Here is a 14996-nt window from a genome sequence, read left to right as displayed (position 1 = left end):
GCGCCGCCGAGCCGCCCGTGAGGTTGTGGCGGGCGGCGGAGCCAACCTGGAGAACCTGCCTTGAGTCGTGAAACTGACAGTCCGTCCTCCGGGCCCAACGGGCGCGGCGGAGCCGCATACCCCTCGGGCACCCCGCCGTACGGCACCCCCATGGTGTCCGACGGCGGTGCGGACGCGGGCCGTTCGGCCGCGCAGCCGGAGGAACGCAAGACCGAGACCACGCTGACGACGCGGATCCGCATCAACATCCCCGGATCCCGGCCCATTCCGCCGGTCGTCGTGCGCAAGCCCGTCGCGGACGCGGAGGGCAAGAGCGGCGGCAGCGGCGCCGACGCGCAGGCCGCCCGCCCCACCAGGGGCGGCTCGGGCGCCGCTTCCACGCCGACCGGTGCGCCCGGCGGCGGGAGTTCGGCCGGGGCCACCGCCTCCGCCGGCGCCGTCGAGGCGTCCGCCGAGCAGCCGCCCGGCGCGGAGGAGAAGCAGAGCGACTGGTTCGCGCCGCGCAAGTCCGGCGGCGGCAAGGGCGGTCCGGGTTCGGGCTCCAGCAACGGGGCGGGCCTGCCGGGTGGTTCGGCGGCGGGCGTGGGTCCCGGTCCCGCCGGACCGGCCGACGGCGGTGCGCGCCCGGGCGGTTCTGGCGCGGGTGCGTCCGGCGGCCGCCCCGGTGCGGGTGCGGGACGCCCCGGCGGTGTGGTCGGCTCCATGAGCGTGCCGGGCGGCGCGCGTCCGGGCGGCACGAACGGCGCCGGCCTGCCCGGCGCCCGCTCCGGTGGGACCAACGGCGCCGGACTCCCCGGCGCCACCGGCGGTCCCGTCGCTCCGGGGCACGGCGGCGGCACCGGCTCCTTCGACGTCACCGAGGCGCTCGCCGCGGGCCCGCTGGGCGGCGGCGCGCGACCCGCGCAGGGCGGCGGCCCCGAGACGCGCCGCGACGACCTGCCGTACTTCTCCGACAACGACGGCGCGCACGGCGGCCAGGGCGTTCCTGAGGGCCCCGGCGGCGGTCCCGCCGGCCTCGGCGGTCCCGGCGACCCCCACGACTTCAACGGGCCGGACAGCCCCCGCGGCCTCGGCGGCCCGCAGCACCCGTCAGGGCCGACCGGCGGTCCGGTCACCGGCGACGGCCCCGTCGTGCCGCCGGTGCACGGCGGAGCGCCCGGCGCGCACGCCGGCTCCCTAGGCGCGCCGCAGGCGCCTCACGCGCCCGGTGCGCCCGCAGGTCAGGGCCGCCCCCGCGGCGGTCAGGGCAACCCCGCGGGCCCGGGCGGCCCCGGCCGTCCCGCGGGCCCCGGAGCCCCTGCCGGTCCCGGCCGCCCCGGTGCGCCCGCGGGCGGCGGCGCCCCCGCCGGCCGGTACCCCGGCGGCGGGCTCAGCGACGACACCGCGATCCTCACCCCGCAGAAGCCGGCCCCCGAGCCGGGCGCGGGCGGCGGCTACCCCCGTCACGACAACGTCTCCTCGGACACCGTCACCAGCGGTATCCCGGTCGTGCCCTCCGCCGGGCGGAAGCCGGGCCCCGGCGGCCGGTCGGCGCCGGCCGGACCCGGCGACGGGCCGCTGCCGAGCACCCCGCCGAAGGGGTCCGAGCCGGCCGGCCAGAACGCGTCGGCGGGCGGCTCCAAGAAGAACCAGAAGGCCGCCAAGCCCAAGAAGAAGGGCCGCAGCAAGCTGGTCCTGGTCGGCGGTCTGCTCGTCGTCGGCGCGGCCGGCGCCTACGGCGCGGGTCTGCTGATGAACCACTCCGACGTGCCCAAGGGCACCACCGTGCTCGGCGTGGAGATCGGCGGCGGCACCCGTGACGACGCCGTCAAGAAGCTCGGCAAGGCCTTCGACGGCCGGGTGAACAAGGCGCTGACGCTGTCCGTGGACGGCTCCGATGTCACCCTCAAGCCGGAACAGGCGGGCCTGCAGTTCGACATGCAGGCCACGGTCGACGCGGCCGCCGGAAGCGACTACAACCCGGTCTCCGTGATCGGCTCGCTGTTCGGTCAGCACCGCGTCGTCGACCCCGTCATGCCGGTCGACGAGGAGAAGCTCCAGGCCGCCCTGAAGACCGCCGCGGGCGGCTCCGGATCGTCCAGCGACGGCACCATCAAGTTCGAGTCGGGCAAGGCCGTCGCCGTCTACGGCAAGGCGGGCAAGGGCATCGACGCGGCGAAGGCCGGCACCGCCGTCGCCGACGCCTACCGCGCCCAGGTGGAGAGCGGCACCGCGACCCCGGTGAAGGTCCCCACGACCACCCGCCGGCCGACGGTGCCCGACACCGAGGTCGACCGGATGATGAAGGAGTTCGCGACACCGGCGATGTCGGGCAAGGTCACCGTCCAGACCGACGCGGCGCACTCCGTACCGCTGAGCCCGAAGAACTCGCTGTGGAAGTTCCTCGGCGTCAAGGCGGTCAACGGCAAGCTCGTCGAGTACTACGACAAGGCCGCCCTCAAGGAGCTGTACGGCAGCGCCTTCGACGGTGTCCTGATCACCCGCGGCACCGGCCAGAAGACGCCCGTCACCGTCGAGGACGTCATCAACGCGCTGCGCCCGGCCCTCAAGAGCGAGACGAACCGGGTCGGAGTCATCGACACCGACCCGAGCTGACCCGCGCTTTCCCACAGGGGCGCCCGGCACCACCACCGGGCGCCCCTGCGCATGTCCCGGCGCCTCAGCGCACGCCCCGGCACGGGGCCGGCCGACGGCCGGTCTCCGCCCCGCCCGGCGGTCCGGCCGGTCTCCGCCCCGCCCGGCGGTCCGGCCGGTCTCCGTCCCGCCCGGCGCCCCACACCCCGCGCGACTCTCCCGTAGTGCCCATGACATCTGTCATGCGGCAGTCCGGACGCCCGACACTGCCGCCGGAGACGGCCCGCGGGCCACCATCGACGCATGACGACGACGACACCGGTGGTCGAGTTCGACCAGGTGCACAAGGGGTTCGGGGACGTGCGGGCGGTGGACGGGCTCAGTCTCGCCCTGCACCCGGGGGAGACCGTGGCGCTGCTGGGGCCCAACGGCGCGGGCAAGTCGACCACGCTCGACCTCCTCCTCGGCCTCAAGAACGCAGACAGCGGCACGGTCCGCGTGTTCGGCGCGAGCCCGCGGGAGGCGATCGTCGCCGGGCGGGTGGGCGCGATGCTGCAGAGCGGCGGGCTGATGGACGAGGTCACCGTCGCCGAACTGGTGACGCTCGCCTGCCGGCTGCACCCCAAGCCCTACCGTCCCGACGAGGTGATGGCCCGCGCGGGCGTCACCAAGATCGCCGCCCAGAAGGTCGACAAGCTCTCCGGCGGCCAGGCCCAGCGCGTCCGCTTCGCCCTGGCCACCGCAGGCGACAGCGACCTGATCGTCCTGGACGAGCCCACCACCGGCATGGACGTCACCGCCCGCCGGGCGTTCTGGGCCACCATGCGCGAACAGGCCGACCAGGGCCGCACGGTCCTCTTCGCCACCCACTACCTGGAAGAGGCCGACGCGACAGCCGACCGCGTCCTGGTCCTGCGCAGCGGCCGCCTCCTCGCCGACGGCACCGCCGCCGAGATCAAGGCCAAGGCCGGAGCCCGGCGGATCGCCTTCGACCTCACGGACGAAGCGATCGGCGAGGCCACCGAGAGCGCCCTGCGCGGCCTGCCCTTCCTCACCACGCTGGACGTCTCCGGCCACACCGTCCGCATCCAGTCCGCCGACGCCGACGCCACGGTCCACGCCCTCTACGCCCTCGGCCTCTACCCCCGCAACCTCGAAGTCGCCGGCCTCGGCCTGGAGCAGGCCTTCGTCGCCCTCACCGCCGCCGAGGAGGCGCACACGTCATGAACGGCCTCATCAAGCTCGAACTCACCCGCGCCCTGCGCAACCGCAAGTTCCTGTTCTTCTCGGTGATCTACCCCTCGGTCCTCTTCCTGCTCATCGCCGGCAGCGCCGACAGCACGACGAAGATCGACGGCACCGGGCTGACCCTCCCGACCTACATGATGGTCTCCATGGCCTCCTTCGGCGCCCTCACCGCCGTCCTGATGGGCAACAGCGAGCGCATCGCCAAGGAACGGGAGAACGGCTGGGTGCGGCAGCTGCGGCTGACCTCGCTGCCCGGCCGGGGCTTCGTCCTCGCCAAGACCGCGAGCGCCGCCGTCGTCAGCCTGCCGTCCATCGTCGTCGTCTTCGTCGCCGCCGCGGCCGTGAAGCACGTACGCCTGGACGCCTGGCAGTGGCTGGTCCTGACCGCCGCGATCTGGGCCGGAAGCCTCGTCTTCGCCGCGCTCGGCGTCGCTCTCGGGTACCTGGCGAGCGGGGACGCGGTCCGCCCGATCACGATGATCACCTACTTCGGCCTGTCCATCCTCGGCGGTCTGTGGATGCCCACGGCCACCTTCCCGGAGTGGCTCCAGCAGATCTCGAAGTGGGTCCCCACGCACGCGTACGCTGCCCTCGGACAGGCCATCGAACAGAACCAGGCACCGCACGCCGAGGACATCGCCGTCCTGGCCGTCTACTTCGCCCTGTTCACCGGCGGCGCGGCCTGGCTGTACCGGAAGGACACGCTGAAGGCGTGAGCGGCATACGCATCGGGCAGCGCCCGCAGAACAACCGGCAGAGATACGTCAAGCTGCTCTGGACCAGCATCTGGCTGGCGTATCTCGGCGCACCCGTCAGCGACCTGCTGCACGGCGGGCACGGCACCGTCGCCCGCGCCCTCGGCTGGATCGGGCTGGTCGCCTTCGTCGCCTGGTACCTGGCCCTGGTCTTCCGCACCGGGCGGGGTGAGCGCAACGGCGTGGTGCTCGCCTCGCTCGCGGTCCTGGCGACCGAGTCGACCGTCCTCGCCTTCTCCCTGGGCCGTGAATGGCTCGTGCTCTTCGTGTACGTGGGGATCTCCTCCGGCGCCGCCCTGCCGCTGCGCCTGTCCCGCTGGACCGTCCCGGCCGTGTCCGCCCTGCTGACCGGGGTCGCCTTCGTCGTCCCCGGCGGCAGCGACTATCTGACGGGACTGCTCTTCCCGGCCCTCCTCGGCGGCTTCTCGATGACCGGCGTACGCGAACTCATCCGTACAACCGTGGAGTTGCGCGAGGCACGCGCCACCGTCGCCCAACTCGCCGCCAACGAGGAGAGGTTGCGGCTCGCCCGCGACCTGCACGACCTGCTCGGGCACTCCCTGTCGCTGATCACGCTCAAGAGCGAACTCGCGGGCCGTATGCTCCCCGATCACCCCGACCGGGCGGCCCAGCAGGTCGCGGACATCGAACAGGTCAGCCGGCAGGCCCTCGTCGACGTCCGCGAGGCCGTCACCGGATACCGGCGGCGCCGGCTGCCCGCCGAACTCGCCGGGGCCAAGGTCGCGTTGGCCGCCGCCGGAGTCACCGCCGACCTCCCCGACGAACCCGACCTGTCCGGCGTGCCCGAGGAGAGCGAGGCGGCCCTCGCCTGGGCCCTGCGCGAGGCCGTCACCAACGTCGTACGGCACAGCGGGGCCCGGCGCTGCACGGTCGACCTCGCCCGGCGGCAGACCCTGGACGGCGCGGTCATCGAGCTCAGCGTCGAGGACGACGGCTCGGGCGGCCCGGGGGGAAGCCCCGGCAACGGTCTGACCGGCCTCTCCGAACGCCTGGAGAAGGCCGGCGGCTCCCTGGAGGCGGGCGGCGCCCGGCACGGCTTCCGCCTGGTCGCCCGCGCCCCGGCGGGCGCCCCGACGGCCGACGTAGGATCCCGCGCATGACGACCCGAACGATCAAGGTCCTGCTCGCCGAGGACCAGTCCATGGTCCGCGAGGCCCTCGCAGCCCTGCTCGGCCTGGAGCACGACATCGAGGTGGTCGCCCAGGTCGCCCGCGGCGACGAGGTGCTGGCGGCCGCCCGGGAGCACGGCGTCGACGTGGCCCTCCTCGACATCGAGATGCCCGGTGCGACCGGCATCGAGGCGGCGGCCGAGCTGCACGCGGCCCTGCCGGGCGTGAAGCTGGTCGTCCTCACCACCTTCGGCCGCCCCGGCTATCTGCGCAGCGCGATGGAGGCCGGCGCCGACGCCTTCCTGGTCAAGGACGCCCCCGCCGCCCAGCTCGCCGAGGCGATCCGCAAGGTCCTCTCGGGGGACCGGGTCATCGACCCCACGCTCGCCGCGGCGGCCCTCGCCGACGGCGCCAACCCGCTGACCGACCGCGAACGCGAGGTGCTGCGCGCGGCGGCCGACGGCTCCACCAACGCGGAACTCGCGGCGGCCCTCCACCTGTCCCAGGGCACGGTCCGCAACTACCTCTCCACCGCCATCCAGAAACTGACGGCCCGCAACCGGGCCGAAGCGGTGCGCATAGCGAGGGAGAAGGGCTGGCTGTGACCCCGCCCGCGGGCAGCCGGGGCGGCGACCGCCTTCCGGCGCCTCGGCAGGCGACGTTACCCCCGTCGCGCGAACGATGCCTGCCTCGGCACTGGGGCGCGTTTCGAAACGACGCTCCTTTCGAAACACGCCCTAGTTCAGCATCGACCGGGCCGCGTGGGCCTCCCGTCGCACCCGGTCGGCGGTGCCCTCGTCCACCACCTCCACCAGCCCCGCGTACTCCTCCATCTCCACCGCCCCGGCGACGAACTCACCGCGCTGCACCAGCAGTTGCCCCCGCTCGTAGCGCAACCGCGCCGGATGCGAGGGCAGCAGCAGCGCCAGCTCCACCGCCCACAGCGCCACATCCGAGCGCTCCGGCCGCGCGGACGCCCACGCCCGCACGTTGTTGAGGATCCGCGCGACCACGTCCACCGGCTCCGCCGGCCGCAGCATCTCCGGGTCCGGCGGAGCCCCCGTCGCCCCCGTCACCAGCAGCTCCGCGTCCCGCCCGGACAGCAGCCGGCCCCCGTCGAACGGGTCGACGAGCACCTGCCGTCCCGGATCGTCCCGCGGCCCGAACCCCACCACGAAGTGCCCCGGCAGAGCGACCCCGTACACCGGCGCGCCCGCCCGCCGGGCCACCTCGATCCACACCACCGACAGCAGGATCGGCAGCCCCCTGCGCCGCTGCAGCACCCGGTGCAGCAGGGACGACTCCAGCCGCTGGTAGTCCGCCGCCGAGCCGCGGAACCCCTGCCGCTCTCCCAGCAGCTCCCGCACCGCCACCGCCCACGACCGGGGACCGCCCGGCCGGAACGGCACCTGGCCCGCCAGCCGGTCCAGCTCGACCTGCGCGACGTCCATCCCGGCCTCGTCCAGCGTCCCGTCCGCCTCCGCGCCCACCAGCAGGCACAGCAGCGACAGATCGGGCCGCTCGGACCGCGCCTCCTCGGCGAACCGCCGCCGCACCTCGCTGAACTCCGGCCCCGTCACGGCGCACCCGCCGCCGGCTGCCGGTAGTGGTGGTAGGCGTGGTGCGCCCCGAAGCCCAGCCCGGCGTACAGCGACCGCGCGCCCGCGTTGTCGTCCTCGACCTGCAGCCAGGCAGCCGAGGCGCCCTCCTCCAGCGCCCGCCCGGCCAGCGCGGCCATCACCCGCGTCCCGAGCCCCTGCCGACGGCGCGCGGGATCGACCTCCACCGCAGCGAACCCGGCCCACCGCCCGTCCACGACCAACCGGCCGACGGCGGCGGGGACGCCCGCCTCGCCGGGCACGGACGCGAACCACACCGACGGCCCCGAGCCCAGCACCTTCAACGCCACCTCGCTCACCCCCTTGCGCTGGTACCGCGCGAGCCACGCCTCGTCGGCCTCCCGGGCGAGCACCACACCCTCAGCGTCCGCCCGGTCCGCGACCGGCGCCAGCGCTCCGATCCACAGCTCGGCGCTCACCTCGCGCACCCACCCGCGCCGCTCCAGCTCCGCGCACAGCAGCTCCTGCGTGCCCTCGGCCCCGGTCGCGGTCTGCACATAGGCGGGCAGCCCCCGGGTGCCGTACCAGCGCAGTACGGCGTCCAGCGCTTCGTCGAGGGGGAGCCCCGGGTCGCCGAGAGGCAGCACGGAGTTGGCGCGACGGGTGAACCCGGCGGCCGCCCGCAGCTCCCAGCCGCCCAGCCGCTCGCTCTCCAGCGGCCGCCACGCCCGGGACGCGGCACGGGCCAGCTCCTCGTAGGAGGCGGCCGGCCCCCGGCGGCGGGCGGGGGCGGCAGGCACGACCTTCCCCGCGACCAGCGAGGACACGGGGATGCGGACGCTCTCACCGCTCTTGCGTGTGATCACCAGCACATCGTCGTCCCATGATGTGAGAACACCCACCGTGTCGGTGAATCTCCCCTGTGTCACCCCGGGTTCGCCGAGGCGTCGCACGGAGACGCGTTTGCCCACGTCAGCGGCGGTGATTCGGACCTCGAGGCGTCCGGCGGCCGAGATTTCCACGGGTCGACTCCCCCCTCCTGTTCGGATCATTGCCAGGAACGGAGATACTAGGGGCGGGCATCGACGACGCCGCGCTCCCGCGCGCCAGGCGGCGGAGCCTGAGAGAGGCCCGCCAGCGCCCTATCGAGGAGGAACGACAGCGTGACCTACGTCATCGCGCAGCCTTGTGTCGACGTGAAGGACAAGGCGTGCATCGAGGAGTGCCCGGTCGACTGCATCTACGAGGGCCAGCGGTCCTTGTACATCCACCCGGACGAATGCGTCGACTGTGGCGCCTGTGAACCGGTCTGCCCGGTCGAGGCCATCTTCTACGAGGACGACACTCCCGAGGAGTGGAAGGACTACTACAAGGCGAACGTCGAGTTCTTCGACGAGCTCGGCTCGCCGGGCGGCGCCAGCAAGCTGGGGCTGATCGAGCGCGACCACCCCTTCATCGCCGCGCTGCCGCCGCAGGCCGGGTAAGGGGTCCCCGGACCCTGAGCGCACGAGCGGCCCCGTACCGCTCCGTGCCGCCTCGGCCCCGTACGGCCTGATCACGGCCGTGCGGGGCCGATCCGTCCGCCGTACGGGGCCGTCGCGCCCGACGAAAGTGAGCCAGTGACCGTGTCCGCAGTCCCCGATCCCCCACCCGTCACCCGCCACCGCCCTTCCACGGAGTCGCTGCGCGACCGCCTCCCCGACTTTCCGTGGGACAAGCTGGAGCCGTACAAGAAGACGGCCGCCGCCCACCCCGACGGCATCGTCGACCTGTCCGTCGGCACGCCGGTGGACCCGGTCCCCGACCTGATCCAGAAGGCCCTGGTCGACGCGGCGGACTCCCCGGGCTACCCCACCGTCTGGGGCACCCCGGCGCTGCGGGACGCGATCACGGGCTGGGTGCAGCGCAGGCTCGGCGCCCGCGAGGTCACCCACCGGCATGTGCTGCCGATCGTCGGATCCAAGGAACTCGTCGCCTGGCTCCCCACCCAGCTGGGCCTCGGCCCCGGCGACCGGGTCGCCTTCCCCCGCCTGGCCTACCCGACCTACGAGGTCGGCGCCCGTCTGGCCCGCGCCGGACACGAGGTCTACGACGACCCGACCGAGCTGGACCCGGAAGGGCTGAAGCTCCTCTGGCTGAACTCGCCGTCGAACCCCACCGGCAAGGTCCTCGGCAAGGCCGAGCTGACCCGGATCGTCGCCTGGGCCCGCGAGCACGGCGTCCTGGTCTTCTCCGACGAGTGCTACCTCGAACTGGGCTGGGAGGCCGACCCCGTCTCCGTCCTCCACCCGGACGTCAACGGCGGTTCCTACGACGGGATCGTCGCGGTCCACTCCCTGTCGAAGCGGTCGAACCTCGCGGGCTACCGCGCCGCCTTCCTGGCCGGCGACCCGGAGGTCCTCGCGCCGCTGCTGGAGATCCGCAAGCACGGCGGCATGATGACGTCGGCGCCCACACAGGCGGCGGTCGTGGCCGCCCTCTCCGACGACGTCCACGTCCACGAGCAGCGCGAGCGCTACGCCGCCCGCCGTACCGCCCTGCGCGCCGCTCTGCTCGACCACGGCTTCCGCATCGAGCACAGCGAGGCCAGCCTCTACCTGTGGGCCACCCGCGACGAGTCCTGCTGGGCCACCGTCGCCCACCTGGCCGACCTGGGCATCCTGGTGGCCCCCGGCGACTTCTACGGCACGGCGGGCGCCCACCACGTACGGGTGGCCCTGACGGCCTCGGACGAGCGGGTGACGGCGGCGGTGGCCCGCCTCACCCGGCGCTGACGCCGGCCGCACCCGCGCTCGGCGGAAACGGAGAAGGGGCCCGGCGTGATCGCCGGGCCCCTTCGCGCGTCGCGGGCGTCAGCCCAGCGGCAGCCCCTTCGTCGGCAGCCCCTTCGTGGGCAGCGTGCCCGTCCCCGGCAGGCCGCCCTTGGTCGCCGAGGAGGCCGTGTCCCCGAGGATCCCGCCGGCCGACCCGGCGGCCTCGCCGGCCGCCTTCTGCGCCACCGGCGTGGCCTTCTTCACGGCCTTGCCCCCGGCCTTGCCCGCCGCCGGAACCGCCTGCTTGACCGCCTTGCCGCCGGTGTCGGCCGCGGCCCCGGTGACGCCGCGCGCCGCGCCGTCGAGCGTGTTGCCGACGTTCGCCCCGTCCAGGGCGGTCAGCCCGCCGACGTTCGGGGCGGCGGGCAGCGCGGGGGCGGCGCCGGCGGAGCCGGCCGCACCGACCCCGGCGGCCGCTCCCGCAGCGACGAGCAGCGCGGCACGGGCGATCCTGCGGGTCAGGGGGAGGGTCATGATGCTCCTTACACGGATTACGGGAATTCACGGTCACGCGGAGGGGAACGCCGGACGATCGTCAGGAAGCCGATCGTCCGCCTCGGTCGCAGTGACTACCGCTCGAGATCCACGAAGGTTGCGGACCGCCGGCGTAAAGAGTTGGCAATGCGTCGCATAATCGCCTGCGGATAAAAGGGGCGAAAAGGTCCCGGTGTGAAAGTCCGTCGGCCCCTCGGAGCCCAGTCCTCCCACGGGCCCGCCCGACACCGGGAGCGGTGGCGCGAGCGAGCGACCGCCCCCGGCCCCGCACCGGCTCCCCGTGACCCGCCCGGGTGACCGCCCGTACTACCGAGCGGTGACGATCCGTACGGCGTTCGCGCCGGAACCCGCGCTCGAACCCGTGCCCGCGGCTCCCGCGGCCTCCGTCCCACTCTCCTCGGCCGGACGCCACTTGCTGTCGGTGTGCCCGGCGGTCCACTCCCGCCCGGCGTACGTGACGCGCTCGATGTGCAGCGCCGAGGCGTTGGCCACCGCCCAGTGCGCGAGCTGCCAGCCGCGCTCGCCGACGGCCCGCCCGCCCGCGGATCCGCCTTCGGACAGGGGGAGCGTCACGGTCCGCCCACTGGTCTCCGCGGCCGGCACGTCCGCCCCGGTGGTCGACGACTTCGACGCCCCGGCCTTGGAGTCGTCGGTCTCGGAGGCGTTCCCGGCCTTCGAGTCCTGCGCCTGCGCCCCCTCCGCGCGGGCCCGCTGCGCCGCCTCCCGGCCGAAGTCGCGCGCGAGCGCGGCGCGCACCGCCTCAGGCCCCGTGGCCGTCGCGCTCGCCGGCACGCCCTCGCAGGTCAGCGTGGCCGCCGAGGTGCCCGTGAGCGCGGCGGCCAGCAGCGTGGCGTCCGGCTCGTGCTTGGCGTACGCCTCGGGGTAGCCGCTGCGCTGCACGCGCTGCGCGGCCACCGTCAGCGGCAGTTCGGTGTAGTCGCGCACCTTCGCCAGATGCGCGTAGAAGACGTCCGCCGCGTACGTCGGGTTCGTGACCTGCCGCTCGGTGCCCCAGCCCTGGGAGGGCCGCTGCTGGAACAGGCCGAGCGAGTCCCGGTCGCCGTGGTCGAGGTTGCGCAGCGCCGACTCCTGAAGGGCGGTCGCCAGCGCGATCGTCACCGCCCGCTGCGGCATGCCCCGGTCGGTGCCGACGGCGGCGATCGTCGCCGCGTTCACCGCCTGCTCGGGCGTGAACTCGTACTCCGGGCCGCCGCCTTGGGCGGAGACGACCCTGCACCCCGGGTCATCGGCGCCGCCGGTGACGTACTGCACCGCGACATAGCCCGCGACGGCGGACAGGACCACGCAGGCCGCCCCGGAACGGAGGAGGCGGCCGCGACGCTTGCGGGAAGGGGACGGCTCTGGCACGCGTACAAGGTACTGGAGAGTACGGAAACCGGGGAGAGGCGAAGGGAAGGGAGGGAACGGCGGGAGCCGCAGTCGGCGCGTTAGGGTCGACGGCATGGCCGAGACCCCGCTTGACCTCACGCTGGACGCCGCTGCGCTCACCGCCCGGCTCGTCGACTTCCCGTCGGAGAGCGGCGCCGAGAAGCCCCTCGCGGACGCGATCGAGACCGCCCTGCGCGCGCTGCCGCACCTGACGGTCGACCGGTACGGCAACAACGTGATCGCCCGCACCCGGCTGGGCCGCCCGGAGCGGGTGATCCTCGCCGGCCACATCGACACCGTCCCCATCGCCGGCAACGTCCCCTCCACGCTGGACGAGGACGGCGTGCTGTGGGGCTGCGGCACCTGCGACATGAAGTCCGGCGTCGCGGTCCAGCTGCGCATCGCGGCGACCGTCCCCGAACCGAACCGGGACCTGACCTTCGTCTTCTACGACAACGAGGAGGTCGCCGCCGACCTCAACGGCCTCAAGCACGTCGCCGAGGCCCGCCCCGAGTGGCTGGAGGGCGACTTCGCGATCCTGTTGGAGCCGTCCGACGGCCAGGTCGAGGGCGGCTGTCAGGGCACCCTGAGGGTGCTGCTGAAGACCCGGGGCGAGCGGGCCCACTCCGCGCGCGGCTGGATGGGCTCCAACGCGATCCACGCGGCCGCCCCGATCCTGGCCCGCCTCGCCGCCTACGAGCCGCGGTACCCCGTCATCGACGGCCTGGAGTACCGCGAGGGCCTCAACGCGGTCGGCATCAGCGGCGGCGTCGCCGGCAACGTCATTCCCGACGAGTGCGTGGTCACCGTCAACTTCCGCTACGCGCCGGACCGTTCGCCCGAGGAGGCGATCGCCCACGTGCGTGAGGTCTTCGCGGGGTGCGGTGTCGAGGAGTTCGTCGTGGACGACCACAGCGCCGGCGCGCTGCCCGGCCTCTCCCACCCGGCCGCCGCCGCGTTCATCGAGGCGGTGGGCGGCGTCCCGATGCCCAAGTACGGCTGGACGGACGTCTCCCGCTTCTCGGCGCTCGGCGTCCCCGCCGTCAACTACGGCCCCGGGAACCCCCACTTGGCGCACAAGCGGGACGAACGCGTCGACACGGCGAAGATCCTCGCGGGCGAGGAGCGCCTGCGTGCCTGGCTCACCGGCTGAACCGTCACGGGACCGGACACGCCGACGTCCCCCCTCCGTAACCCGCGTGGATCTACGCTGAGGTACGAACGACGCGCAAGCGGAGGGAGCTCACATGGCTACAGGCAACCCCGAGGGCAAGAAGCAGCCACCGGAGGAACAGCGCCTGGGACCGGTCCTCCGGAGGCGGGACCAGGTGCAGGCGAGCACCACGGACCAGCGGCTGCTGGACGAACGGGCCCCGTCCGACTGGGTCCACACCGACCCCTGGCGGGTGCTGCGCATCCAGTCGGAGTTCATCGAGGGGTTCGGCACCCTCGCCGAACTCCCGCCCGCCATCAGCGTGTTCGGCTCCGCCCGGACGCCCGCGAACTCCCCTGAGTACGAATCGGGCGTGCGGCTCGGCCGGGCGCTGGTCGAGGCCGGCTGGGCCGTCATCACGGGCGGCGGCCCCGGCGCGATGGAGGCGGCCAACAAGGGCGCGAGCGAGGCGGGCGGCGTCTCGGTGGGGCTGGGCATCGAACTCCCCTTTGAGCAGGGCCTGAACCCGTACGTCGACATCGGCCTCAACTTCCGGTACTTCTTCGTCCGCAAGATGATGTTCGTCAAGTACGCCCAGGGGTTCGTGGTGTTGCCCGGCGGGCTCGGCACCCTCGACGAACTCTTCGAGGCCCTCACCCTCGTCCAGACCCAGAAGGTCACCCGTTTCCCGATCGTCCTCTTCGGCACGGAGTACTGGGCCGGCCTGATCGACTGGCTCCGGAACACCCTCATCGCCCAGGGCAAGGCCGCCGAGAAGGACCTCCTCCTCTTCCACGTCACGGACGACGTGGAGGAGGCGGTGGCACTGGTGTCGAAGGAGGCGGGCCGCTAGGGCGCCTGTCCACCGACCGGGTCAGGTGGTGGGCGGGCGCAGGGCGGGGACCAGGGGGCGAAGCCCCCTGGTGCGGCCCGCCGGACGACCGCCCACCCGCCACCGCCGGCGGCCTACGCGAGCCCCCGCCGCGCCACCGCCGGCGGCCGGTGCCCCGCGATGGACGCCACCATGTCCAGCACCTGCCGCGTCTCCGCCACCTCGTGCACCCGGTACACCTGAGCCCCCAGCCACGCCGACACGGCGGTCGTCGCCAGCGTCCCCACCACCCGCTCCTTCACCGGCCGGTCCAGCGTCTCGCCCACGAAGTCCTTGTTGGACAGCGACACCAGCACCGGCCACCCCGTCTCCACCATCTCCGGCAGCCGCCGCGTCGCCTCCAGGCTGTGCCGCGTGTTCTTGCCGAAGTCGTGCCCGGGATCGATCAGGATCGACTCGCGCGGCACCCCCAGCCCCGCCGCCCGCTCCGCGAGCCCCACGGTCACCCGCAGGATGTCGGCCATGACGTCGTCGTACGTCACCCGGTGCGGCCGCGTCCGGGGCTCCGCGCCGCCCGCGTGGGTGCACACCAGCCCCACCCCGTACCGCGCGGCGACCTCCGCCAGCCGGGGATCGACGCCGCCCCACGCGTCGTTCAGCAGATCCGCGCCGGCCTCGCACACGGCCTCGCCGACCTCCGCCCGCCAGGTGTCCACGCTGATCACGACGTCGGGGAAGCGCCGCCGCACCTCGGCGACGAAACCGACCGTGCGCCGCGCCTCCTCCTCGGCGGACACCTCCTCGCCCGGCCCGGCCTTGACCCCGCCCACGTCGATGATCGCGGCGCCCTCCGCCACCGCCCGCTCCACGCGCGCGAGGGCCGGCTCGTCGAGGAAGGTGGCCCCCTGGTCGTAGAAGGAGTCGGGGGTGCGGTTCACGATCGCCATGATCACCGGCTCGTGGGTGCCGAATTCACGCCTGCCGAGCCTGAGCATCCGCTGTGACCTCTCCTGGTACGTCCTGCACATCCACCGCCTGCGACCCTAAC

The 14996-nt window shown here is 74.0% G+C and carries 14 protein-coding genes; 9 read left to right on the top strand and 5 right to left on the bottom strand.

What is annotated here, in order from left to right; translation table 11 throughout:
- Nucleotides 1-60 precede the first annotated feature (60 nt).
- The 5 genes from EV567_RS25010 (at nucleotide 61) to EV567_RS24990 (ending at nucleotide 6312) form a co-directional block, all read left to right on the top strand.
- Nucleotides 61-2595: a hypothetical protein gene (locus EV567_RS25010; protein WP_130443846.1), complete on the top strand. Its 2535-nt coding sequence runs from the start codon at nucleotides 61-63 to the stop codon at nucleotides 2593-2595.
- Nucleotides 2596-2877: 282 nt separating this feature from the next.
- Nucleotides 2878-3801 (top strand): ABC transporter ATP-binding protein, encoded by a 924-nt coding sequence (locus tag EV567_RS25005; protein ID WP_130443844.1) that lies wholly within the window; start codon nucleotides 2878-2880, stop codon nucleotides 3799-3801.
- Nucleotides 3798-4538: an ABC transporter permease gene (locus EV567_RS25000; RefSeq protein WP_130443842.1), complete on the top strand. Its 741-nt coding sequence runs from the start codon at nucleotides 3798-3800 to the stop codon at nucleotides 4536-4538. The genes EV567_RS25005 and EV567_RS25000 overlap by 4 nt, the downstream gene beginning before the upstream one ends.
- Nucleotides 4535-5698, top strand: a complete 1164-nt coding sequence (locus EV567_RS24995) for a sensor histidine kinase (RefSeq protein WP_130443840.1) — start codon at nucleotides 4535-4537, stop codon at nucleotides 5696-5698. The genes EV567_RS25000 and EV567_RS24995 overlap by 4 nt, the downstream gene beginning before the upstream one ends.
- Nucleotides 5695-6312 (top strand): response regulator, encoded by a 618-nt coding sequence (locus EV567_RS24990; protein ID WP_130443838.1) that lies wholly within the window; start codon nucleotides 5695-5697, stop codon nucleotides 6310-6312. Before EV567_RS24995 ends, EV567_RS24990 begins: the two co-directional genes overlap by 4 nt.
- A 132-nt stretch (nucleotides 6313-6444) precedes the next feature.
- Here the strand turns inward: EV567_RS24990 and EV567_RS24985 are convergent, their stop codons facing one another.
- Together EV567_RS24985 and EV567_RS24980 are read right to left on the bottom strand one after the other, a co-directional pair.
- Entirely contained in the window at nucleotides 6445-7287 is an 843-nt protein-coding gene (locus tag EV567_RS24985; protein ID WP_130443836.1) for a transglutaminase-like domain-containing protein, read from the bottom strand.
- Nucleotides 7284-8288: a GNAT family N-acetyltransferase gene (locus EV567_RS24980; RefSeq protein ID WP_130443834.1), complete on the bottom strand. Its 1005-nt coding sequence runs from the start codon at nucleotides 8286-8288 to the stop codon at nucleotides 7284-7286. Before EV567_RS24980 ends, EV567_RS24985 begins: the two co-directional genes overlap by 4 nt.
- 141 nt (nucleotides 8289-8429) lie before the next feature.
- On the opposite strand from EV567_RS24980, the gene fdxA reads away from it, so the two are divergent.
- Both fdxA and EV567_RS24970 read left to right on the top strand, forming a co-directional pair.
- Nucleotides 8430-8750: a ferredoxin gene (gene fdxA, locus EV567_RS24975; RefSeq protein WP_130443832.1), complete on the top strand. Its 321-nt coding sequence runs from the start codon at nucleotides 8430-8432 to the stop codon at nucleotides 8748-8750.
- Between the two features lie 141 nt (nucleotides 8751-8891).
- A complete protein-coding gene (locus EV567_RS24970; RefSeq protein ID WP_130443950.1) occupies nucleotides 8892-10040 on the top strand; it encodes a bifunctional succinyldiaminopimelate transaminase/glutamate-prephenate aminotransferase in 1149 nt (382 codons plus the stop codon).
- A gap of 78 nt (nucleotides 10041-10118) precedes the next feature.
- On the opposite strand, the gene EV567_RS24965 is transcribed toward EV567_RS24970, so the two are convergent.
- A complete protein-coding gene (locus tag EV567_RS24965; protein WP_130443830.1) occupies nucleotides 10119-10553 on the bottom strand; it encodes an ATP-binding protein in 435 nt (144 codons plus the stop codon).
- A gap of 327 nt (nucleotides 10554-10880) precedes the next feature.
- Nucleotides 10881-11942 carry a heavy metal transporter gene (locus EV567_RS24960; RefSeq protein WP_130443828.1) on the bottom strand — a complete coding sequence of 354 codons (1062 nt, stop codon included), beginning with the start codon at nucleotides 11940-11942 and terminating at the stop codon, nucleotides 10881-10883.
- 94 nt (nucleotides 11943-12036) lie between these two features.
- Here EV567_RS24960 and dapE point away from each other — a divergent pair, with 94 nt between their 5' ends.
- Together dapE and EV567_RS24950 are read left to right on the top strand one after the other, a co-directional pair.
- The gene (gene dapE, locus EV567_RS24955) at nucleotides 12037-13116 is read left to right on the top strand and encodes a succinyl-diaminopimelate desuccinylase (protein ID WP_130443826.1); all 1080 of its coding nucleotides are present in this window, start codon (nucleotides 12037-12039) and stop codon (nucleotides 13114-13116) included.
- Between the two features lie 94 nt (nucleotides 13117-13210).
- Nucleotides 13211-13969, top strand: coding sequence for a TIGR00730 family Rossman fold protein (locus EV567_RS24950; protein WP_130443824.1), 759 nt, complete (start codon nucleotides 13211-13213; stop codon nucleotides 13967-13969).
- Nucleotides 13970-14082: 113 nt separating this feature from the next.
- Here EV567_RS24950 and folP read toward each other — a convergent pair whose 3' ends face one another.
- Nucleotides 14083-14943, bottom strand: coding sequence for a dihydropteroate synthase (folP, locus tag EV567_RS24945; protein WP_130443948.1), 861 nt, complete (start codon nucleotides 14941-14943; stop codon nucleotides 14083-14085).
- Nucleotides 14944-14996 lie beyond the last annotated feature (53 nt).

The sequence above is a fragment of the Streptomyces sp. BK239 genome (assembly GCF_004217285.1).
In the GTDB taxonomy this organism is placed as follows: domain Bacteria; phylum Actinomycetota; class Actinomycetes; order Streptomycetales; family Streptomycetaceae; genus Streptomyces.
Note: the sequence above shows the minus strand (reverse complement) of the source record. Positions and strands in the feature narration are given on the sequence as shown.